23 protein-coding genes are annotated in these 20,896 nt (G+C 43.5%); 4 read left to right on the top strand and 19 right to left on the bottom strand.

Annotated elements, in window-relative coordinates; translation table 11 throughout:
• Positions 1-12 precede the first annotated feature (12 nt).
• From BN6539_RS20975 to BN6539_RS20985, 3 genes are read right to left on the bottom strand one after another with little or no spacing between them, the layout of a single operon-like run.
• On the bottom strand, positions 13-768 hold the full coding sequence (locus tag BN6539_RS20975; RefSeq protein WP_067542919.1) for an aspartate/glutamate racemase family protein: 756 nt from the start codon (positions 766-768) through the stop codon (positions 13-15).
• A gap of 25 nt (positions 769-793) precedes the next feature.
• A complete protein-coding gene (locus BN6539_RS20980) occupies positions 794-1,891 on the bottom strand; it encodes a DUF917 domain-containing protein (RefSeq protein ID WP_067542922.1) in 1,098 nt (365 codons plus the stop codon).
• A 59-nt stretch (positions 1,892-1,950) separates the two neighbouring features.
• Complete coding sequence (locus BN6539_RS20985; protein ID WP_067542925.1) at positions 1,951-2,664, bottom strand: aspartate/glutamate racemase family protein; 714 nt, start codon at positions 2,662-2,664, stop codon at positions 1,951-1,953.
• Positions 2,665-2,936: 272 nt separating this feature from the next.
• Between BN6539_RS20985 and BN6539_RS20990 the strand changes: the two genes are divergently transcribed.
• Complete coding sequence (locus BN6539_RS20990) at positions 2,937-4,544, top strand: PucR family transcriptional regulator (protein WP_067542928.1); 1,608 nt, start codon at positions 2,937-2,939, stop codon at positions 4,542-4,544.
• A 320-nt stretch (positions 4,545-4,864) separates the two neighbouring features.
• On the opposite strand, the gene BN6539_RS20995 is transcribed toward BN6539_RS20990, so the two are convergent.
• The 7 genes from BN6539_RS20995 to BN6539_RS21025 all read right to left on the bottom strand — a co-directional run bounded on the left by BN6539_RS20995 (position 4,865) and on the right by BN6539_RS21025 (position 9,911).
• The gene (locus BN6539_RS20995) at positions 4,865-5,080 is read right to left on the bottom strand and encodes a YitT family protein (RefSeq protein WP_067542931.1); all 216 of its coding nucleotides are present in this window, start codon (positions 5,078-5,080) and stop codon (positions 4,865-4,867) included.
• Between the two features lie 348 nt (positions 5,081-5,428).
• Positions 5,429-6,358, bottom strand: coding sequence for a translation elongation factor Ts (tsf, locus tag BN6539_RS21000; RefSeq protein ID WP_067542934.1), 930 nt, complete (start codon positions 6,356-6,358; stop codon positions 5,429-5,431).
• A gap of 142 nt (positions 6,359-6,500) precedes the next feature.
• A complete protein-coding gene (gene rpsB, locus BN6539_RS21005) occupies positions 6,501-7,265 on the bottom strand; it encodes a 30S ribosomal protein S2 (RefSeq protein ID WP_067542937.1) in 765 nt (254 codons plus the stop codon).
• A gap of 188 nt (positions 7,266-7,453) precedes the next feature.
• Positions 7,454-7,795 carry a LytTR family transcriptional regulator DNA-binding domain-containing protein gene (locus tag BN6539_RS21010; RefSeq protein WP_067542940.1) on the bottom strand — a complete coding sequence of 114 codons (342 nt, stop codon included), beginning with the start codon at positions 7,793-7,795 and terminating at the stop codon, positions 7,454-7,456.
• Between the two features lie 218 nt (positions 7,796-8,013).
• Positions 8,014-8,226 carry a DNA-directed RNA polymerase subunit omega gene (gene rpoZ / locus BN6539_RS21015; protein WP_067542943.1) on the bottom strand — a complete coding sequence of 71 codons (213 nt, stop codon included), beginning with the start codon at positions 8,224-8,226 and terminating at the stop codon, positions 8,014-8,016.
• Complete coding sequence (gene gmk, locus BN6539_RS21020; protein ID WP_067542946.1) at positions 8,226-8,846, bottom strand: guanylate kinase; 621 nt, start codon at positions 8,844-8,846, stop codon at positions 8,226-8,228. The genes rpoZ and gmk overlap by 1 nt, the downstream gene beginning before the upstream one ends.
• Before the next feature lie 180 nt (positions 8,847-9,026).
• Positions 9,027-9,911, bottom strand: a complete 885-nt coding sequence (locus BN6539_RS21025) for a YicC/YloC family endoribonuclease (RefSeq protein ID WP_067542949.1) — start codon at positions 9,909-9,911, stop codon at positions 9,027-9,029.
• A 181-nt stretch (positions 9,912-10,092) separates the two neighbouring features.
• Between BN6539_RS21025 and BN6539_RS21030 the strand changes: the two genes are divergently transcribed.
• The 3 genes from BN6539_RS21030 (at position 10,093) to BN6539_RS23150 (ending at position 12,442) form a co-directional block, all read left to right on the top strand.
• Entirely contained in the window at positions 10,093-11,760 is a 1,668-nt protein-coding gene (locus tag BN6539_RS21030; protein ID WP_067542952.1) for an Rqc2 family fibronectin-binding protein, read from the top strand.
• A 222-nt stretch (positions 11,761-11,982) separates the two neighbouring features.
• Positions 11,983-12,204 (top strand): hypothetical protein, encoded by a 222-nt coding sequence (locus BN6539_RS21035; protein WP_207645119.1) that lies wholly within the window; start codon positions 11,983-11,985, stop codon positions 12,202-12,204.
• Positions 12,205-12,316: 112 nt separating this feature from the next.
• Positions 12,317-12,442 carry a hypothetical protein gene (locus tag BN6539_RS23150; protein ID WP_276326628.1) on the top strand — a complete coding sequence of 42 codons (126 nt, stop codon included), beginning with the start codon at positions 12,317-12,319 and terminating at the stop codon, positions 12,440-12,442.
• A 105-nt stretch (positions 12,443-12,547) separates the two neighbouring features.
• On the opposite strand, the gene BN6539_RS21040 is transcribed toward BN6539_RS23150, so the two are convergent.
• The 9 genes from BN6539_RS21040 to BN6539_RS21080 all read right to left on the bottom strand — a co-directional run bounded on the left by BN6539_RS21040 (position 12,548) and on the right by BN6539_RS21080 (position 20,889).
• Positions 12,548-14,551: a hydantoinase/oxoprolinase family protein gene (locus BN6539_RS21040; protein ID WP_067542958.1), complete on the bottom strand. Its 2,004-nt coding sequence runs from the start codon at positions 14,549-14,551 to the stop codon at positions 12,548-12,550.
• A gap of 68 nt (positions 14,552-14,619) precedes the next feature.
• On the bottom strand, positions 14,620-15,663 hold the full coding sequence (locus tag BN6539_RS21045) for a uroporphyrinogen decarboxylase family protein (protein ID WP_067542961.1): 1,044 nt from the start codon (positions 15,661-15,663) through the stop codon (positions 14,620-14,622).
• 180 nt (positions 15,664-15,843) lie between these two features.
• Positions 15,844-16,527 carry a GTP pyrophosphokinase gene (locus BN6539_RS21050; protein ID WP_067542964.1) on the bottom strand — a complete coding sequence of 228 codons (684 nt, stop codon included), beginning with the start codon at positions 16,525-16,527 and terminating at the stop codon, positions 15,844-15,846.
• A 13-nt stretch (positions 16,528-16,540) separates the two neighbouring features.
• Positions 16,541-17,389, bottom strand: a complete 849-nt coding sequence (locus BN6539_RS21055) for an alpha/beta fold hydrolase (RefSeq protein WP_067542967.1) — start codon at positions 17,387-17,389, stop codon at positions 16,541-16,543.
• 419 nt (positions 17,390-17,808) lie between these two features.
• Positions 17,809-18,438: a flavin reductase family protein gene (locus BN6539_RS21060; protein ID WP_067542970.1), complete on the bottom strand. Its 630-nt coding sequence runs from the start codon at positions 18,436-18,438 to the stop codon at positions 17,809-17,811.
• A gap of 3 nt (positions 18,439-18,441) precedes the next feature.
• Complete coding sequence (locus BN6539_RS21065) at positions 18,442-19,374, bottom strand: RluA family pseudouridine synthase (RefSeq protein ID WP_067542973.1); 933 nt, start codon at positions 19,372-19,374, stop codon at positions 18,442-18,444.
• Positions 19,367-19,819, bottom strand: a complete 453-nt coding sequence (gene lspA, locus BN6539_RS21070; protein WP_082907658.1) for a signal peptidase II — start codon at positions 19,817-19,819, stop codon at positions 19,367-19,369. Before lspA ends, BN6539_RS21065 begins: the two co-directional genes overlap by 8 nt.
• Positions 19,820-19,881: 62 nt before the next feature.
• Positions 19,882-20,586 (bottom strand): DivIVA domain-containing protein, encoded by a 705-nt coding sequence (locus BN6539_RS21075; RefSeq protein WP_067542976.1) that lies wholly within the window; start codon positions 20,584-20,586, stop codon positions 19,882-19,884.
• Between the two features lie 15 nt (positions 20,587-20,601).
• Positions 20,602-20,889, bottom strand: coding sequence for a YggT family protein (locus tag BN6539_RS21080; protein ID WP_067542979.1), 288 nt, complete (start codon positions 20,887-20,889; stop codon positions 20,602-20,604).
• Between the last annotated feature and the right edge of the window lie 7 nt (positions 20,890-20,896).

Below are 20,896 nucleotides of genomic sequence, written 5' to 3' on the forward strand. Positions count from 1 at the left end.
CCTGTTCTATTATTATACTGCAGTATTATCTTTGTTTTCAGTCTGCCATAAATTCCGCACTTTCTTTCTCGGCGGCATATAGGTAATGCGACTGTGATAAAGATTCATACGTACAAAGGTTTCCAGCATTACCAGAGCTGCCTGCCCAGACTCAATGACAGGAACTCTGTAACCTTCTGCATTCAGTGCTTTTTCTACTTCTTCTTTTACTCCTGCCATCGCAGTGCATCCGAGAACGATGGTTCCGGCACCATCCTCCCGGATCGCCTTCTTGCTTTCCTCTGTAACTGCTTTAATCAAAATGTCCAGTTCTTCCAGGTCCAGTACCGAAATATTGACATGACGAACTTTCGTGAAGCGTTTTTCCAACCCATATCTTGCAATTTCGCCTTCAATCATCGGCACGACTTCCGGCAGCACCGTAACAACACTGATTTTGTCTGCAGTGCCTAAAGCATAATATGCAATCGGTTCAAAGCCTCCAAAAACAGGAATATTGACTGCCTCCCGCGCCGCACGAACGCCGGGATCCCCGAAGCAGTTGACAAAAACTGCATCATATCCTGCATTTTCAGCTTCAACACATTTCAGGGCTACATTGGCAGCTGCAAGTGCTTCGTCAAATTCTCCTTCAATACTGCTGGGACCGTAATCCAGATGCCATGTATCCATTTCCGTATCAGCGAGCAGATATTTTGCAATGTAGTCATTCATTTCCTGTGAGCCGAAACCGGTATTGATAATCGGCGGCAAATTTAATATTTTCATCAGATTACTCCTTTCATTCCTCTGATTAGTAGCGGACCTGTTCTCCTTTATAACCGATGGTTTCTAGGAACGGAGCCCAGCAGTTCCATCCGTCCTCAGACATATACCAGGCATTCGGAGCCGGCATTGCAAGTACAAGAATATTCTGTCCTTCTTCCAGCTCAGCATTTGTAAGTGGGCATCCTGTATCGAGATTCAATGTGCAGATTAAATCCGGTACAGTAAGCAGTGCTTCATCTCCTTCATAAGCCACAAGATTTTCATTCTGATAATCAATTCTGAACTGTCTGCCTGCGTATTCTCCGATTCCTTCGTAATAGGTTCTGCCGTAATCGAATCCCTTTTCTACGGCAAGCTCGTGCTTGGTCAATTTTCCCCGCCACAGCTCCCTGCATTCAACCGTTTTGCTGATCTCATCGCTGACATCAAGGTTCTTCTCTATGGCATCAAGAAGAATATGACCGACTTGCAGCGCCTTTGTATACGCACCCGGAACAAGGAATTTCTTCATCTGTTCTTTGCTTGTTATCCAGCCGGCAATTCCCATCACCATATCAAATGCCACACAGACATTTCTGCAGAGATTTTCAAGACCGACTGCATCATAAGGATCTACAGGTTCTGCAATTACTTTGTCACCTTTTCCGTTTGACATCACGCACGGTGCCGTTGCAAGACCGTTTATCGCAAAAGGTGTTGTATTCAAGGCGGGTACTGCTCGTCCGCAAGGATCCACATCCACAAACGGCGCGTCACATTCCATAGATGTCAGCATTGGAACAAAAGAATTTCCTGCACCGTATTCAATCGGAAAGACATTTGTCAGCCTGCGATTCATGAATGCCGCCTTTTCCTTCAGTCCTTCATAAGCAGTCACAGATTCAACCAGAAAGTCTGTGCCGCTTTCTCTGAATTTCACTGGAGAACCCATACCAGCAAGTACCCCTGCGAAAGTATCATCTTCCATTTCGTCAACGGAAATCATTTTAACTGCAATTTCATGCTTTTCAGCATAAGTGTTTAAGTAATAAAGTCCGTGGGCAAGTGAACCGCCGCCGCCTGCGCCCATCAGTGCCGTTGCATAAATAATTGCTTTTGCATCGCGTTCATTTAGAATTCTCATTTTTAACCCTCCTATGATATCGTAAATTTTAAGTTTCTAATTATATACACTTCCTGTATCTAATCAGGAAACGCACCTATTTTTGCTCCATAAATCCGATTGCTGTATCCCATCCGAACCATATACTCAAGTGAAGTGACGCCTGCTTTAAGCGGTTCAATCACCTGTATATGAATTCCGTTTTCATGCAGTTCTGCCTTAAGCGGCTCAATCATGCTGCACATTCCCGTGCAGCCCAGTACCGCAGCGCCGACCTGTTCCTGCTCTAATTCTCTGCAGCATTCAATCAGGCGGTTCAGCAGGAGTTTATGATTAGAAAGCTGAAGAACGCTCAGATTTACATTCATTATTTTGTAAATTCTGTCTGCGGTTTTATACTCATAAACTTTTCTGCCTTCAGATAAAAGACCATATTGGTCTGTCGATATAACAGCCAGACGGTCTGCCAGCATGGATGCAAATAAGACGGAAGGTTCATAAGGTCCCAGCACCGGAATATCAGAAAACTCCCGTGCTGCGAGTACCGCGGGATCATTGAAACAGTTAATAAAAATCCCCTGTACACTTTCTTCCTGTGCTCTTGCCACTATTTTTAAAACCTCTGCACCATTTATAATATCCTGTGTTTTATTCTCAAGTGCCGGAAACCCTGATGGAATATTCTCAAACTCCAATATTGTATCCGGCAAAAGAAATTCCGATAAATACTGCTGCCAGGCCTTTATCTGCTCCTGACTGATTCCAACTGCCGGGTTGATAATTTTCAGTTTCATATAAAAATTTCTCCTCTCTGCGCTGTATTTCTAACGGGCATTTTTGCTCCAACTTTCAGTCAATACATTGCCGCAACAATTTGATTACAGCTTACCTTTCACATTTAAAATTATACGATTTTACGGATAATTCTGTATATGTTGTTTCTGATAAACCTGATGATTCTTTTTTAGCTAAAAAAACAAAAGAATGATAATTGCGATATTAAGAAAGAAGGATTATAATAGAATACAATCCTGTACAATAATCAGAATTAGGACGGTGGAAATTTATGAGTATTACTGTAGCTGATTGTCTGAAGCTTCCTTCACTGAGAGAAGCAAAAGTCATCGCAGGAGCAGGCGGAATTAACCGAGATGTCTCATGCGTATCAGTACTGGAACATGTAGATTTATTTATGTTGGAACAGGAAGGTTTTTTTCTTGGCAGCCAGATTATCATCAGCGCACTTACATCTATTAAAGACGATATCGAAGCACAATGTAAACTGATTCAGCTTCTGTCTGATTCCGGAGAAGTCGGACTGATTCTGTATTATGTCGGAATTTTTGTCAAAGAAGTCAATCCAAAAGTAATAGAAATTGCAGATAAGCTGGATTTTCCTCTTATTATGATGCCTCCGAACCGCTATAATCACCGTTACAGTGACTTCATCTCTGAAGCAATGCGTATAATAACTGACAATCAAAGGCAGGAAATCAGCATCGTCCCAAATATCATCAATCAGATTGTTCATCTGAAAGCTCATAACCGAAATATTGAGACTGTTCTTCGTATCCTGAGCGACCGGCTTCGCTGCTCACTGCTTCTTGCAGACCGGAAGGGAAATGTCTGCGGATTCGCCCCTTGGCCTTTTGGCGCGGAATGGGATGAACAGAACCTGAACTCAATTGTTGAGCTTCGTCTACGAAACCCGCACTTCAGTGAACCTGTTGAAATGCATATTAACGGCATGGATGCAAAGATTTACTGCGCAACCCTTGATATCGAAAACCAAAAAGGATATTTCATTGCCGGCATCGACGAAGGCAGCACACTGAATACTGCTTATTTACCGCAGATTGCTGAAACACTGCTGCTCGTATCAACAATCTGGGAGAATACATTTAAGAGAGCAGATACCGACATACTTCTAGAGGCGATTTTAAATAACCGACCTGCCGAAATGGAGCGCATAGCCCAATCACTTCATTTGGATATCAGCTCTTTTGACACTATATGGATTCTCTGCAGAAAAGAAAAGAAGCAAGATGCAGAAGACAATATGGGCTGGCTTGCAGCAAAGCTGTCTGCCTTTCTCAAGGGTAATGAAAAAACAGCGCTCGTCGATGTATTTAAAGACTATGTTGTCGCATTTATTGATGCGGCCAATAATCCATTTGCTGAATTTCCACAGGAATTTATAGACGAAGTTCTCTGCGATGAGCAAAAAGGTTTAATCCTGTGCAGCAGCACATGGCACGATCACAAATCCACAGAGGAAGTATGTTCGTCCTTCCTTTTAACAGAAGAAAATATAGAGACTGCATGCAAAATATTCCCATACCAGAATGTTTTCACCTGTCACGGCCTGTACTTCGTAAAAACCTGCCGTGAAATTCTGGAAAGCAGTGAGACAGATCTCAAGACCGCAACAAAGATACTGCAGCCTCTTTTAAAAGATTCTGCAGGCAGAGATGTTCTGGATACACTTACGGTTTTTTTACTTGACTGTCAGGGAAATATTTTGGAAACTTCCAGCCGATTGTTTATCCATAAAAATACGGTAAAATATCGTATAAAAAAATCAGAGAGGCTGCTTGGAATAGATCTTTTAAAAATGCCCGAAGTCATGAGTCTGTATACAGCCCTTGCTCTGTCAAGACTTATAGAATACTAATACACCACTGTAAAGCTTTAAATGAATGGTTTAGGCAGAAAACATAATTAGCAACAATTAAGAAAACAGGCATCTCTCTGATTTTCATTCAGCAGATACCTGTTTTTTTATGATTCTATATGTCCTCTGATTCTTTAATAATCACATTGCTGAAAAACCTGTTTTACCACCGTATGATTCTTTTATATATATCTTTTCAGCATACTGCAAATGCGCGCACTGTCAATTGCCCAGATTTTTTATGGAATAAAATGCGAAAAGTGGAACCGATTGTTTCTTCCATGCTTGTAAAAAAACTGCTCTTACATTTCTAATACGATTCATTCTGCTTTCATCTGCCCTGTCAGAAACAGAATCCCGTTAAACGCAAACACTGTATAAGAAACAGGAATGTCAAACAGGTAATGAACCACTCTGCCAACACCGGTTGAACTCCCGATCAGAATTCCGGACGTCAGCACAAAAGCCACAATTCCAAAAGCCGCAACAGCAAGTCCCGCAAAGGTCCCTATATAACTGAGTATCATTCTTTTCATCGTCGTTCCCTCTCTATCACAAAATTATAGTAAATTACAGAAGGATTATGATAAAGAACGTGCTCCCAAATTTGATTATAAGCATTCCGTTCTCCTATGGTGTATGAAAATGATTGCAATCTGCAGCAGCCGATTGCAGGCAGTGCTGCATAATGAAAGTCAGAATTTGATTCAAAAATCTTGTCCGTTATCTTGACAGAGGACCAGTCCCCAAAAAACTCCCAATTGCCCCAAAAACATGGTAATTTGTGATAAGTTATGACACCCTAATTTTTCGCACTAAAAAACCCTTGAATCGCTGAAATACAGCGTATTCAAGGGTTTTGGAACTAAATCATTCAGATTAGATTAGTTCTTTGCAGCTGCCGCAGCCTGCTGTGCTGCTACTTCTGCTGCGAAGTCTTCTTCTTTCTTTTCGATTCCTTCGCCTACTTCGTATCTAACCATTTCTACAACTTTCATTGATTTGCCGATCTTCTCAGCTTCTTCATCCACGTACTGTGCAACAGTAATGTCACCATTCTTTACGAACTTCTGGTCAACCAGGCATACTTCTTTCAGGATCGCCTTGATTTTTCCAGGGATGATTCTGTCGAGAAGTTCTTCTTTCTTTCCTTCATTGAGAAGTAACTGTCTTGCGATTTCTGTCTCGGAAGCCAGCCAATCCTGATCTACCTGCGTTTCATTGACAAACTTAGGATTCATGGAAGCAACCTGCATAGCTACGTCCTTCCCTACTGTCTCGATTTCAGCAGCAGTCGCTTCTGTTTCGATACCGACGAGTACGCCGATTTTGCCGCCGCCGTGAATATATCCAGTGTAAACGACACCTTCTGTATCCATCTTCTCAAATCTTCTGATGTTCATGTTCTCACCGATCTTGGAGATCTTGTTTGTCAGAGCATCTTTGACAGTGCCTTCGTCACCGTACGGCATTTCCATGAAGCAATCCATACAAGGATTTTCTTTTTCGATGACTTTCTTTGCCAGTGTATCTACGAATTCGATGAACTCAGGATTCTTAGCGACAAAGTCTGTCTCAGAATTTACTTCAATAACAGATGCTGTCTTATGGTCGTCAGAAAATGCGATCTGAACCAGACCTTCTGCTGCAATTCTGCCAGCCTTCTTAGCAGCCTTCGCTAATCCTTTTTCTCTCAGTTCTTCAACAGCTTTATCGATGTCGCCATCTGTCTCAACTAATGCCTTTTTGCAGTCCATCATGCCTGCGCCAGTCATTTCTCTCAATTCTTTTACTAATTGTGCAGTTACTGCCATAATTCTTTCCCTCCTAATGGTTCTCGCCCCAATTTACGGAGTAAATTGCCAGGGAGACCTTATGCTTAAATCCTCAAAAGAGCCAGCGATATGCGATGCTCCATTGTTTGAATTTGTCGTATCTAATTGGTAGTTTTTATCATTAAAACGATTCTGCGTCTGCAGCAGCTTCAGCTGCAGCCTCTTCTACTGCTTCTCCTTCAGCTGGACCTTCATCAAAACTCTCGCCCTGGTTTGCTTCGATAACAGCGTCAGCCATTCTGCCGGCAATCAGTTTCACAGCTCTGATTGCGTCGTCGTTGGCAGGAATGATGTAATCTACATCATCAGGATCACAGTTAGTATCTACAATTCCAACGATAGGAATACCAAGAATTCTAGCTTCTTTTACTGCAATTCTTTCTTTCTTAGGGTCCACGATGAATAATGCGCCTGGCATTCCCTTCATGTCTTTAATTCCGCCTAAGAACTTTTCTAATCTATCGTGTTCAGCTCTCAGTTTAATTACTTCTTTTTTGGAAAGCTTCTCAAAAGTTCCGTCTTCTTCCATCTTTTCGATGTCGTTCAGTCTTTTGATTCTTCCGCTGATTGTCTTGTAGTTGGTCAGCATTCCGCCCAGCCATCTTTCGCTTACAAAGTACTGTCCGCATCTTTTAGCTTCGTCAACGATAGCATTCTGCGCCTGTTTCTTTGTGCCTACGAAAAGGATTGGCTTTCCGCTTTCTCCAACTTCCTTCATGAAATCATATGCTTCTTCGATTTTCTTTACAGTCTTCTGTAAGTCGATGATATAGATTCCGTTTCTCTCTGTAAAGATGTAAGGAGCCATCTTAGGGTTCCATCTTCTCGTCTGATGTCCAAAGTGTACACCAGCTTCTAGTAATTGTTTCATTGAAATTACTGCCATTTTGTTTCCTCCTGGTTTAACCTTCCACTCGGTCTCGCGTGCATAAAACCGCATCTCTCGTGCGGCACCACCTAGCAAAACAACCGGGTGTGCAAATTTGAAATAATAAATGTTATTAAAAAATATCGGCTCAAGGACGAGCCGACAATAATTATATGCTATTTTGCTTGAAATTGCAAGCTTTTTTCTCACTTTATCGCTGTTTTTTTCAAATATAGTTTGTATCGTTGTCTAGTTTTGATAAAATTCTGCCTGCCTAAACCAAAAGTGAAGCCGTTATCAAAGTAAATCGTCTGATCCGTCATAGAGATCACCTTCTCCAGGTTGATATAACAACCCTTGAGACAACAGAAAAAACGACTGTCGAGGAGCGGCTCTACATGTTCCATACGTTCATAAAAATCATACTCTTTTTCGTCGGTAACAATACGCAGTTTCCGTTTATCCTTCATGACCATGACTACATCACTTACTCTGACTTTTGCTGTTTCTTTTCCGCAGATGATTGGAATATATTTTTCTTCGTTCATACTTCATTTCCTCCTTTTATCATTTAATCCATTCTCTACCTAAATTGTAAAATAGTAGTAGAAAAAAATCTAAGGGAGTAAACCTACTTTTTCCAACAAAATGCGACATCAGTCGACAAAATATTACTATTTGCCGTAAAATCCTGCCAACAAAAAAGCGGCGTCTGTATAAATATATTGATTACAGCATGCCGCTAGCTTTGTATGATTAAGGTCCGTTAACCTTCCATCTCTTCTATATTCTCGCGCTTATATGTGATCAGGTCTTCTGCAATTTCGTGGGCAGCGATGGACACCGGTTTGTTGATCTCACAATCTGTCAATACAGGTTTTCCATCGATGATGTCCCTGGCCCTCTTGGCAGCCATGACAACGATAGTATATCTGCTGTCGGCTTTCTTTCTTATTTCATTGATTGATGGGTATAGCATTAAACTTCCTCCTTGTACTTTTCAATAAGTTTGTAAATACTCTGAGACACGCGCGAATGTTCTGCCATAACGATGGCTTTCACTCTTGCTACTGCCTCTTCTAAATCACCATTGACAACACAATAGTCGTATTTATCTATGTATGATACTTCCTTCAAAGTCTGGGATAGCCGCAGATTGATGGCTTCTTCTGTCTCTGAACCGCGACCTGTAATTCTCTTGCGAAGTTCTGCCATAGACGGTGGCAGGATAAAGATAAAAATCCCATTGGGGTAGGCTTCCTTCACTTTAAGGGCTCCCTGGATATCAATCTCCAAAACCACATCGACGCCATTGCTCAGCTTTTCTATTACCTTTTCTCTAGGGGTGCCGTAAAAATTGCCGTATACTTCAGCATACTCAAGAAAACCACCCTTTTCTATCTCGGTCAGAAAATCCTCTCTCTCTGTAAAATAATAGCTTTTGCCATCAATCTCACCAGGTCTTGGATTCCTGGTCGTCATAGAAACAGAGATCTCAACCTTGCTCTCCTCTACAAGCCTCTGGCAAATCGTTCCTTTACCAGCGCCTGATGGGCCTGATATAATAAATAGTTTTCCTGAATGTTCTGCTTTATCCATTGTTTTCTCCTCAAAGCTGTTGTTGCGTTTCAAACGGAGCGAAGCTCCTTGCAGGCTTCCCTTGTCAAGGACCAGGGCAGCTTGCGGCAGATGCAGGGCGCTTCAGCACTTCCGGCGTCTGTCATATGAGTTAATATTATAGCATTTTTCTTCCGTTACTTCAAGAATAATCAGCCGGAATTATTCGATATTTTGTACCTGTTCTCTGATTTTTTCTATTTCAGCTTTGACTTGCAGCATCAAATTGGTAATTTCGATATCATTAGCCTTTGATCCGATGGTATTTGCCTCCCTGTTCATCTCCTGTACGAGGAAGTCCAGCTTTTTGCCGTCAGGCTGGCTGCTCTTAGAAATGATGGATTTCAGTTGATCCATGTGGCTGTTGAGCCGGGTCAGCTCTTCCGTGATGTTGCACTTATCTGCAAAGATTGCCGCCTCCACCAAAATTCTGTCTTCAGGAATGGCCACGCTGCCTCCGATGAGTTCTTTGATTCGCTCTCTGAGCTTCTCAGTATAAGCCTTCGGTACCAGGTCTGCTCTTTCTTCAATTTGGTCAACCAGCCCTTTGATGATATCCCCGCGCATGACCAGATCCGCCGCTAGTTTTTCTCCCTCTATGCCGCGCATTTTCTCTAAATTTACACATGCTTCCTTTACAGGAGCTAGGATGCATTTCGTCATCTCTTCTTCGTCATCTACATCCGGTATGGATTTCAACACGTCTGGCATTCCCGCCAGCATCTGCAGCGAAATATCTCCCGATACATCAAAGCCTTCCTGCAGTGCGCGCAGATTGTCAAAATACTGCTGAGCAACCATCGTATTTAATTTGATATTCACATCGTTTTCAGTCAGGTTTTCCACCATAATTGAGACGTCCACCTTGCCTCGTTTGATTTTTTCTTTGACTGTAGTCTTGATCTTGTCCTCAACAAAGGAATACCGTCTGGGCATTTTTACTGTTATATCAGAATATCTGTGATTTACCGACTTTATTTCAACGATTATGTTCCTCTTTCCGTCATTATATTCGCTTCTTCCGAAGCCAGTCATGCTTTTTATCATCTGTGGTTCTCCAATCTTTTATACGTTACCTTCGTCAACGGAAGGCAATGATAATACATATATTTTACCACAAATCGCGGTCGTTGACAAATCAATACGAATAAGGGTACAATAGAAAATATCTAAAAAAAAGAGAACATCGTGGAAGAACTCACCACCATCGAATGAAAGGAACTCAATTATGGCTTTTGACGGAATCATCACCTGCGCTATGGTAAAAGAGCTGCAGAACAAGATTTATTTAGGCAAAATAGAAAAAGTTTATCAGCCGGAAAATGATGAGCTTGTTTTTCATATACACACCAAAACCGGTAACGTAAAGCTGTTCGCCTCCGTGGGAAGCGCCCACGCCAGGCTGCATTTTATCGAGGAGAACCCAAAGAATCCCCCTGTCCCTCTGGCGTTCTGCATGCTGCTTCGCAAACATCTGCAGGGCGGCAGAATCGTGGAAATTTCTCAAAAAGATTCTGAACGGATCATAGAAATCTCTCTCGAAACCCTCAACGAACTGGGATTTAACGTATCTAAGAAGCTGATATTCGAAATCATGGGCAAGCACAGCAACATCATTTTAGTCGACATGACTACAGGGAAGATTATCGACAGCATCAAGCGGGTCTCCATCGACGTCAACAGGGTTCGTCAGGTGCTGCCAGGCAAAGAGTACGAGTATCCGCCGGTCCAAGACAAAATTCCCTTCAAAGTCATCACGGCAGATCAGCTGGGAGCCATCGATGCGAACAGCAAAGCCATTCTCTCTCAGGTCGGCGGTATTTCTCCCGCCATTGCTTGGGAGTTGACAGCGAAAAAAGACCGCTATGGATTTCTGCAGCAGATTCTCGAATCTATCGCCAGCGGCACCTTCGTGCCGCGCGTCTATCTCGACGAAAAGGACGTTCCGCAGGAATTCCATATCACGGACCTCACAGAATACGAAGACGCAGCCAGGCGCATGGACTTTCAAACCTTGAGCCAATGTCTGGCTTACTACTTTGACAACAAGGCATCCTCCAACAGAGCCAGACAGAAGTCTCACGATCTGGTTAAATCGGTCACCACCACTTTGGACAAATTGTATCTGAAAAAACAGCGTCTTTCAGAGGATCTATTGAAGGCCGAAAATTCAGAGGACTTGCGGCTCTACGGGGAGCTTTTGACTGCCAATATGCACTTGATCAAACCTGGCGATAAATCAGTAGAAGTCGTCAACTACTATGACAATTCCACCGTGAAGATTCCCCTGGATGAACGTCATACGCCGGCAAAAAACGCGCAGCAGTACTTCAAACGTTACGGGAAGGCAAAGACGGCAGTCAAGGAGAAGCAGATTCAGCTAGAAGAAGTAGACGATGATATCAAGTATTTAGAATCCGTTCTAAGCTATTTAAATAATACTGATAGCATCGAAGAGATTGAAGCCCTGCGTACGGAACTCATTGAAACGGGATACATCAGGCGCAGAAAAACCACCTTCAAAGAGAAAAAGTACAAGCCCCAACCCCACAGATATGAAACTACCGACGGATTCACCGTACTGGTGGGCAGAAACAATAAAGAGAATGATTATCTAACCCTAAAAACTGCCTCAAAGGCAGACATTTGGTTTCACACCAAAGACATCCCCGGCTCTCACGTAATCGTGCAGACTGACGGCAAAGAATTGTCTGAGAGCGATATCTTCGAGGCCGCAGCGATTGCCGCTTACCACAGTAAAGGACGCACTTCCGAAAACGTTCCGGTAGACTACGTGGCAGTCAGATATGTCAAAAAACCTGCCGGCGCAAAACCAGGCATGGTCATATTCACCAACAACAAGACAGTCTGGGTGAATCCCGGATTGCCAGAATAATAAAAGGAAAAACGGCTTTTGATAGAATCATCAGCCGTTTTTTGCTTTTATTTACAGTAAATTATTTACATTAGTTTGTATTCCTTTTATAATAGTGTTATACCATATATTTACAGAAATATTCTTATTCGTCATCATAGAAAGGAATTGCACATGCTTATCAATGACAGCATAAATACGATTCAATTGCCGTTGAAAAAAGACTTAATGTTCAGCCTTATCATGAATGACCAGGCACTCTGCAAAAGTCTTCTTGAAAGAATACTGCCAGCAAAGAAAATTCGAACCCTTCAAGTCTGCGAAGGCTCCAATATGGAAATACAGAAGACCCTCTTCACTGGAATCATTTCAAAGACCGTCCGCCTGGATGTGCTTTTTGAGGGGGACGACTCTTGGTATGATGTCGAAATGATGGATTCATCCAATCTCTTCATGCCCGGGTAAAGGAGTTCAACGCTTCGCTCCCCCAGGAGCGGGGCTCTTTACGCTGTCCGTTTCGCCTTGCCAGCTAAAGCTGGGGCGAAAAGGCAACACGTCTGAATGGAGGCGGAGACTGATGACACTAGATGAACAGATGCGACTTGATCGTGAAAAAGCTTTTGATGAAGGCAAAATCCAGGAAAAGATAGAAACTGCTCGTCGAATGAAGGCGGAGGGAATCGAGACAGTCCTGATATGCTAAATCACAGGACTTGCCATTGAAGAAATCGACAATCTATAGTCAATTTTACAAATGAAAAAGCGTAAGACGGTTATTCTTATAATTGCCTTACGCTTTTTCTTTCCCTTATTCTGCCGCTGCCTTTCCGATGACTTTTGTCTCCAGAAACAGGCGTGTACCCTCGCCGCCGGCTAAATCATAATAGTCTTCAAAGACGGCCAGCTCTACTTTGATGCTGCCTTCAGCGCCCTGATCTACCGCTTTCTGGTAAGCCCTTTCTTCAGCAATTCTCTTTGCTTCGTCCAACGCTTGATCATAATATTCGAAGGTGACGACTTCAGCACCACCTGTCACCATAAAGTTTCCAAATCCGCCCTTATATGCACACGGCTCAATTTTTACCGCATATTCAGATACAATGCTGCCGACTGCCGCGCCGATGGCGTTGGCAACTTTTGCATATTCAGGTATGTCGGCAGCAGTTCCAAGCAAATCAGATACATCCTTAAGGAAGATTCTCGTCGGCGCACCGATGCCGATCAAATTGATTTTCGCAGCGAAGTCAGCTTTCAGAAATTGAAAACCGCCTTTTTGCCTCGATGATTCGAAGATATACCTGGTCAGCTTTTCCATTGCTGCTCTGTTGGCAGGCGAAGGCTCTTTGCCAGTTTCATATTTCATGAAGATCCTCACCAGATTGTCGTAAAGCCTGCACTTTGCCAAGTCATAGATGCTCTGACAGATCTCTTCTGCCGGCTTTCTCGTTACAATATGTAAATAGTCAATTCCCATCTTTGAGGCCTGCACATTATAATCTGTATAATCGCCATAGAGATGCATCACATCTGTCGGCGTCACGCCGCAGCGAATGATAACCCCTTCGTCTTCCAACCGCTTCGTTTTAAAAATATAGGGGCTGACACCGACCGCTTCTGCCGCCTCCTCAAAGATCAAAGGACCGTTTGCCAACGCTTCCACCAGTTTTCTCTCACCAGCCGTGTATTTTTCTATATTCTCAGGCTCATTGAGAAGCATAAAAAACTGGTTGGCAGGATAACTGTACGCCGCATAGGTTGACACCAAATTGTGAAGCTTTGTCACCATCTCAGGATGTTTTGCCGCCGCCATACAGAGCGGGACCACTCTCCTCTTGTCCAAGTAAATCTGATTATCCTCATATTCCACGGCGCTGTCTCCGCCTAAAGCAAAGGTATCAATGGTTACACCTTTGACCATGGTCTGCCATTCACCGATGGAAATACCTGCTGCGCTGGTTATGGGCGCACCGTTTTTGACCAGAGCCACGTCACTGGTCGTGCCGCCCATATCCACAATCAGCGCGTCCTTTTGACTGGAAAGCTCCATTGCGCCGATGATGCTGGCCGCCGGACCGCAGAGCAATGTCTCAACAGGTCTGCTCACAGCGTATTCCCTGCTCATAATGCTGCCGTCGCTTTTGACCACCAATATTGGCAGCTTCAGACCCAGTTCCTCTAAAGAACGGTCGATAGATGCAAAGAATGCGTTCATTACAGGAAGCAGTCTGGCATTGAGCAAGGCAGTGGCGCCTCTTTTTTGCACGTTGATTTCCTGATAAAGGTCATAGCCTCTCACACATGGAACGTCTAGTTCCTCTTTGATAATCTTCTCTGCCAGCAGCTCGTATTTCCCGTCATTGTATTTCGGATTCATCTGCACCACAGCGACACTGTCAAATTCACAAAACATTTCTCTGACGTCTGCCCGAAATCGTTCCCAATCGGGTTTCTTTTCCTCGCCAACTGTTTCTGATGCGTCACCTGGCAGAAAATAAATTTCAGAGACGGGCGGCAGTCCATAGGTTCCCTGCATTTTCTCCACAAACGCAGGTTTCACGCCGATAAAAACCAGTTTTGCCCGACCGCCTTTACCTTCCACGCAGGCGTTGGTCGCCAAGGTCGTGGAGAGGGAAATGTGCTCTGCTTTCTTCAATAACTCCTGATCCAGACAACGCAGCGCTCCCAGAATTCCCACCTTCAGGTCTTTTTTCGTGGTGAGGGTTTTTCCATAAGATAAGACCTGATGACTGGCCGCATCATAGATGACAGCGTCTGTACAGGTGCCGCCAGTGTCGATACCGATTGCAATCATATTTTCCTCCTTCAAGTCAAAAAGCGTTCTCAAGAAAAGTATCCGAAGAACGCTTAAATAGATCGATATTATTTCTGGTATTTGCCGTAATTCTGGGCTTCTTCAACGATCAGTTTTGCCATATCAAAGTTCAAAGCTGACGGATATTCACAGCCAGTCGCCAAAATAAATCCGCCGCCTTTGGCCAAACCATCAATCTGGTTTCTGCATTCCTCTCTGACCTGATCCTCTGTGGCAGCTAAAAGCCAGCCCGGTTCAATCATACCGATAAATGTGGTCTGGTCGCCGTACTTTTCCTTCATCTCCTCCATCGTCTTGCAGTCAGGCGGGAAATGATCCAATGAAAAAGCAACCGGCTGCATCCTCTTTATCTGTTCTTTCATATAGAGACCTTCTCCGCAGTTATGTACCATAACCATGGCGCCGTGATCTCTCACAGTCTGTGCCAACTCTTCTACGAGAGGGCCTTCCACCTTATCCCACATCTTAGGGCTGAGAATTGTCTTTGATGAATATAAGGTGTCAAACATAATCGCGTGGCAACCAGATTCAATCAATGCAATGGCAAACTCCTTGAGGGTTTCTGTAATGTTGTGCAGAGCCTGGTTCATCTTGTCAGGGCATTTAATCATGTCATAGAACATCTGCTCCTGGCCTCTCATCATGCTCAGTACGCCCAGGGGGCCAAATACGAAGCCGATAATCGGTTTTTCCTGCCCTCTCGCTTCATAGAGCTTCTTCGCCAGCTCTATGTGTTCGCTCATTCTAGGTGTTTCTCTAGGATCGATAATCTCTACCTTGTCATAATCATCTTCACTTTTAAGCAGTCTGTCATCCATATCTGGATGTGCCGCGTTTTTCGGGCTGTAAACCACCTTCTGCCCCCAGTCTGCCGCTTCTACAGAAAGGTCAATCAAAGTGCAAATTGCGTCGACACCGATTTCGTCCGTTGCTCTAATGATGGATTCTGCACATTTGTCCACATCCTTGGACCATTCTTCGTAATCAATACCGAGGGTCTGCATGGATACGCTGTTAATTAACGGATATACTGGCACCCTGTCAGGTTCCTGATGGTTTAATGCCATTGTAACTCTCTCTATGGAATTCATAATTACCTCCTAAAAAAACAATTTTACTTTTATTTGATAATTACAGTATATCCGTCCCCATTAGAAAAGAATATGAAAAATTTCCTGATAATTATGAATATATTTAGGCAATTTCCTTAGTATTAGACTAAATCTAATACTACTTCAATTCAAGCCTCTTTTTTTGGTCATTTTTTTGTTTTATTTTTGTAATCTTCTAATTTTCTCCCTGATTTTTAACATTTTCATATCAGTCTCTGCGATGGTATCCGCGCATTCCTTCAACTCAGTCATTATTTCATCTGCATTGTCGATATCCTGTTTGTATTTCATCTGATGTTCCAGGCTGGCCCAGAAGTCCATAGCCACAGTTCGAATCTGCACCTCAACCCGCATCGGTCTCTTCTCATTGGAGAAAAATACGGGTACTTCCACGATCATATGATAACTTCTGTATCCGTTTGGTTTGGGATTCTGGATGTAGTCTTTGACTCTGATTAACTTAATATCGTCCTGTTGAACCAGCATTCTCGCAACTTTGTAAATATCATCTACAAAAGAACAGATGACCCTGATTCCCGCAACGTCATTAAGATTCTCTTGAATCGATCCTAAAGAAATGGCGTCTCCCTGTCGCTTTAATTTTTCCAAAATGCTGAACGGTTTTTTTCTTCTTGACGATACCGAAGAAATTGGGCTCTGTTCTGCCAGCAGAGATAACTCGTCATTGAGAATCTCCAGCTTCGTCCTCACTTCTCTGATAGCGGAATCATATCGCATCATCAAAACGTCAAACTCTTCCAATATCTTCAATGTTTCTTGCGGATCATCAGGAAGCAGTTCCTGCATCAGTTCCTTGGTTTTTTCCTCATTTATTGCTCTCATTTCCCGTCTATTCCTATTCTAAAATAAATTCAATGATCTTTGCTATAACTTCATCGCCGGTAGTCTCTGGACCGCCATTATGTATTTCGTGGCAGTAACCCGGCCACTCGATATAAGTAAATCCTGCTGTACCAGACAGACGTCCTGCGACTGCTCTGCTCCCCTTGATATCGCAGATTTTATCCATATCACCGTGCATCAGCAACAGAGATTTTCCTTCTGCACCGCGGTTATCCTCGTTTACGCCCGCTGCAATGGCATTGCCAAAGTCGTAACAATCCACGGCACACCTGAGGGAAATTTTATCGTGAACCAGCGGGTCGTCGTGATAAGGTCTGACATATTTCAAATTCCCCAAATCTTCTTCCGGAAAGGATGAAGCGATGGTCTTTTTCGGAAACACCTTCGAAGCAGCCTTCACGCAGGTATACAGCGGCCCAGGAATCTGCATTACCAGCTTGATCCAAGGTGCCGACACGATATACTTCTGCGGCACATCGTTTTTTCTGCCGACGGCTCGATAATGTAAGCAGATGTTGCCGCCCATGCTGTGCCCATACAAGATCAGCGGAAGCCCTGGATAAAGCTCCTGCGCATACTCGATCAAAGCATCTACATCTGCTAAAACTTCTTTTCGCGGCGCAGTATCGCCTCGTACACCGCTGGAAATCCCGTGCCCTCTCAGGTCCATTGATAGCACGGCGATTCCCTTCTCTGCCAGTTTCTTTGCCATGCGTTGGTATCTTCCCGCATGCTCGCCAATTCCGTGAATCAAGCACATCACATAGGACGCATTGTCACAAGGAAAATGATAGCCAGTGACGGCACGTGCTCTCTTCTCGAAAGCAAAATTCTCATACATGATTACAAGCTCCTTTACAAAAAAATACTAAATCGTTACAAAAAAAGTTCAAAAACGAACAGATCAGATGATTTCCCTTGCATTCCCCATACAACAGGATTACAGTAACTATACGAGATACAGCCGTGCACCATAGAAGGAGGGTCCTGCGTAATGAAGAAGAATTGTTCACTCTGCGGAAACATCTATCACAACACCGTATTTAAAGGCGGATACGTATGCGAAGATTGTATCAAGTTCGTCAAACATATCCAGGATTGACAACATTTTCAGTGAATTTGTGTACCCTTAGTCACTGAAGGTAAGCTATCACTACAGATTATTTGCCGACACCTACTCATAACATTTTTTTAATCTGTCATAGATTGTAGAATATCAAATACGAAGCGCACGGTTTTGTATCATCAGAGGCTGTTATGTCAGCCTCTTTTTTTCCTTCGATTGGTATTTCTCGCCATCTTTTCCCGATTGATTCGTTTACGCGTCTTCGGCTTCATGATGGAGTAGCCGAACTTACCGAGAGGCTGCCTTTTGAGACCAAAGTATTCGCCATGGTTGTAACTGAGCATCCCTGCTTCATCCAGGCAAATTCGTCCCTTTTCGTCAAAGAGCTTCTCATCTGCGTGAACCTTGACGATTTCTGCAATAAACATATCGTGAGATGGATATTCTTTGACTTCCAGCACCTTACATTCTAAATTTACCGGGGACTCCAAGATCATAGGGCAAGAGACGATTTCAGCCTTTTCCTGATGCAGTCCCGTCTCTTTGAATTTATCCATATCACGGCCTGACTTTACGCCACAGAAATCAGTTGCCTTGGCCAAATTCTCTGTGGTCAGATTAATGACAAATTCACCGCTTTTACTGATCAGCTGGTGAGAATGTCTGCTCTTTCTGACAGAGACATAGGTCATGGGAGGCTCTGAATTGATGATGCCCGTCCAGGCGATGGTGATGATATTTCTTTCATTATCGCTGCCGCAGGATACCATGACCACTGGCAGAGGATTCAGCATCGTTCCTGGTTTCATTGCTCTCTTTGTCATAATCTATTCCTTTCTGAGTCCTGTCAATATCGTTACAAAATATTCCGGCAGAGGACTGTCAAATTCCATGTAAACGCCGGTTCTAGGATGTACAAAACCCAGGGTTTTAGCGTGAAGCATCTGTCCTTCTACTGGAACGGTCTGTTTTTTCGGCCCATATAGCAGATCTCCCACCAGAGGATGTTTGATGTAAGCCATATGAACCCGGATTTGATGAGTTCGTCCTGTTTCCAGCTGCGCCTCAATCAGGGTATACTTGCCGAAACGTTCCAGCACTTTATAGTGGGTGACTGCATGCTTGGCATTCATATTCGTAACAGCCCGTTTCAACCGATTTTTCGGATCTCTCCCTAGGGGTGCATTTACGGTGCCTTCGTCTTCTCTTATATTGTGATAGACCAACGCTTGATATCGCCTGGTGATGGAGTGCTCCGCCAGTTGTGCAGACAAAGATTCGTGTGCCTTATCATTTTTCGCGATCATTAAAAGTCCGCTGGTATCCTTGTCAATTCTGTGAACGATGCCGGGACGTATCACGCCGTTGATAGAAGACAGTCTCTCTCCGCAGTGAAACATGACCGCATTAACCAGAGTGCCCGTATAATTGCCTACTGCCGGATGAACGACCATTCCCCGCGGCTTATCGACCACCAGTAGATCCTCATCCTCATATACGATGTCGATGGGAATGTCCTCCGCTTCTATTTGCAGGTCGACAGGTTTCGGTATCGTAATCTCAACCAGATCGCTGGCAGCTACCTTGTATTTCTTAGATGTGCAGGGCTTTCCGTTTACCAGAATGTTTCCCTTTTCAAAGAGTTTCTGAATAAAGCTTCTCGACGTATCCGGTAAAGACAAAGAGAGCACGAGATCAATTCTGGTGCCCTTCTGTTCTTCTTCGATATAAAATTGATATTTTTCTTCTTTCTCACTCATGTTTTTTTAGCCTGTCACCTGCTAGAATATAAACGATAAACAGTGCACAGCCAAAAGTCACCGCGATATCAGCAATATTGAATACTGGTGGAAAAATGCTGAAATCAAACATATCGGTAACCTCACCAAAAGCAATGCGATCGATCAGATTGCCGATTCCGCCTGCGATAATCAGGGTCCAAGAAGCGTAGAGTGTCCAGTGTTCCCCTCTATGGCGGTGCAGATACCACAGCGCTGCAACGATACCTGCAATTGGAATGACGACCAGCAAGAGTCGCTGTCCGCTCATCATACTGAAAGCTGCGCCACTGTTTCTTATATAAGTCAGCCGAAAAAAATCTCCCAAGATGCTGATAGAATCGCCTACATGCATTGTCATTCTGATCACCGCTTTGGAGACTTGGTCCGAGGCGATTACCAGGGCTGCAGTCAAATAATATTTCATATAAATCACGGGGCAACTGGTGCCCCGCCTCCCATTAACTTTTTATTGTGCGACATACACCATCAGATGATTCTCGTCTTTGTCAAATCCTCTTTTACAATGGTCTTTTTCGGTTCTTCTTGTTTCCCCTTGCCGAAATCCTCCATCAACATATCCTCAAAAGATTTTTCATCAATTACCATGGTTTCGCCTTTCAAAGGAATCCTGACCTCTGGAACTGGAGGAACTGGTTCCTTCATCACGGATGCCTGCGTCGGTACCGTTTTCTTCACCGGTTCGTCCATAGAAGCCGGCAAAAAGTCCCTTTCTAAGTCAGCCAGCAATTCTTCACTGGAGCCGTCCAGTTCATTGAGCTCATCCTCCAATATTTGTTTATATCTGCCCCGGAATCGGGTGATTTTATCTTTCAGCTTCGCTCCCTCCTCTGTCAGCTTAGAGATGGATTCTTTCGCATCTCTCTGCATGACATCGGCATCCAACTGGGCATTTTTGATGATAATTTCTGCTCGCTTCTCCGCACTTTCTGAAATATCCCTCATCAGTTTTTTGGCTGACTCCAGAGTATTCAGCACAGAGGTCTCTGATTTTTTGTACTGATTCAGATCACTTTCCAAACTTTCAACTTTTGCTTTTAAACGTTCATTCTCTGCGAGAAGTTTCTGCAGATCAAGAGTAATTTCATCCAGAAATTGATCTACTTCGTCTGCATTATATCCTCTCATTGCTTTGGCGAATTGTTTGTTTTCTATCTCAAGTGGCGTAATCATAGTATATCCTTTCGTTTACAGTGCAAACATTATCAATATCCGTATTATAATTCTTGAAATGATTTCTATTGCAATCATTGCCAGCATCGGAGAAAAATCTACCGGCCCTGTATTGAATTTCATCAATAACTTACGAAACGGCGCTACCACCGGATCAGTAATCTTGGCCAGAAATTGGTATATTCTGCCTGCTGATGAGTATGGATTATACGCAACAAAAAAACTCATCACACACATGGCAATCAGAGCAAAAGAAATTAACTGTGCAAATAAGTTAATCGCTCGAATTAAAACGTATATCACCTGTCAA

The organism is Emergencia timonensis (assembly GCF_900086585.1).
Classification (GTDB): domain Bacteria; phylum Bacillota; class Clostridia; order Peptostreptococcales; family Anaerovoracaceae; genus Senimuribacter; species Senimuribacter timonensis.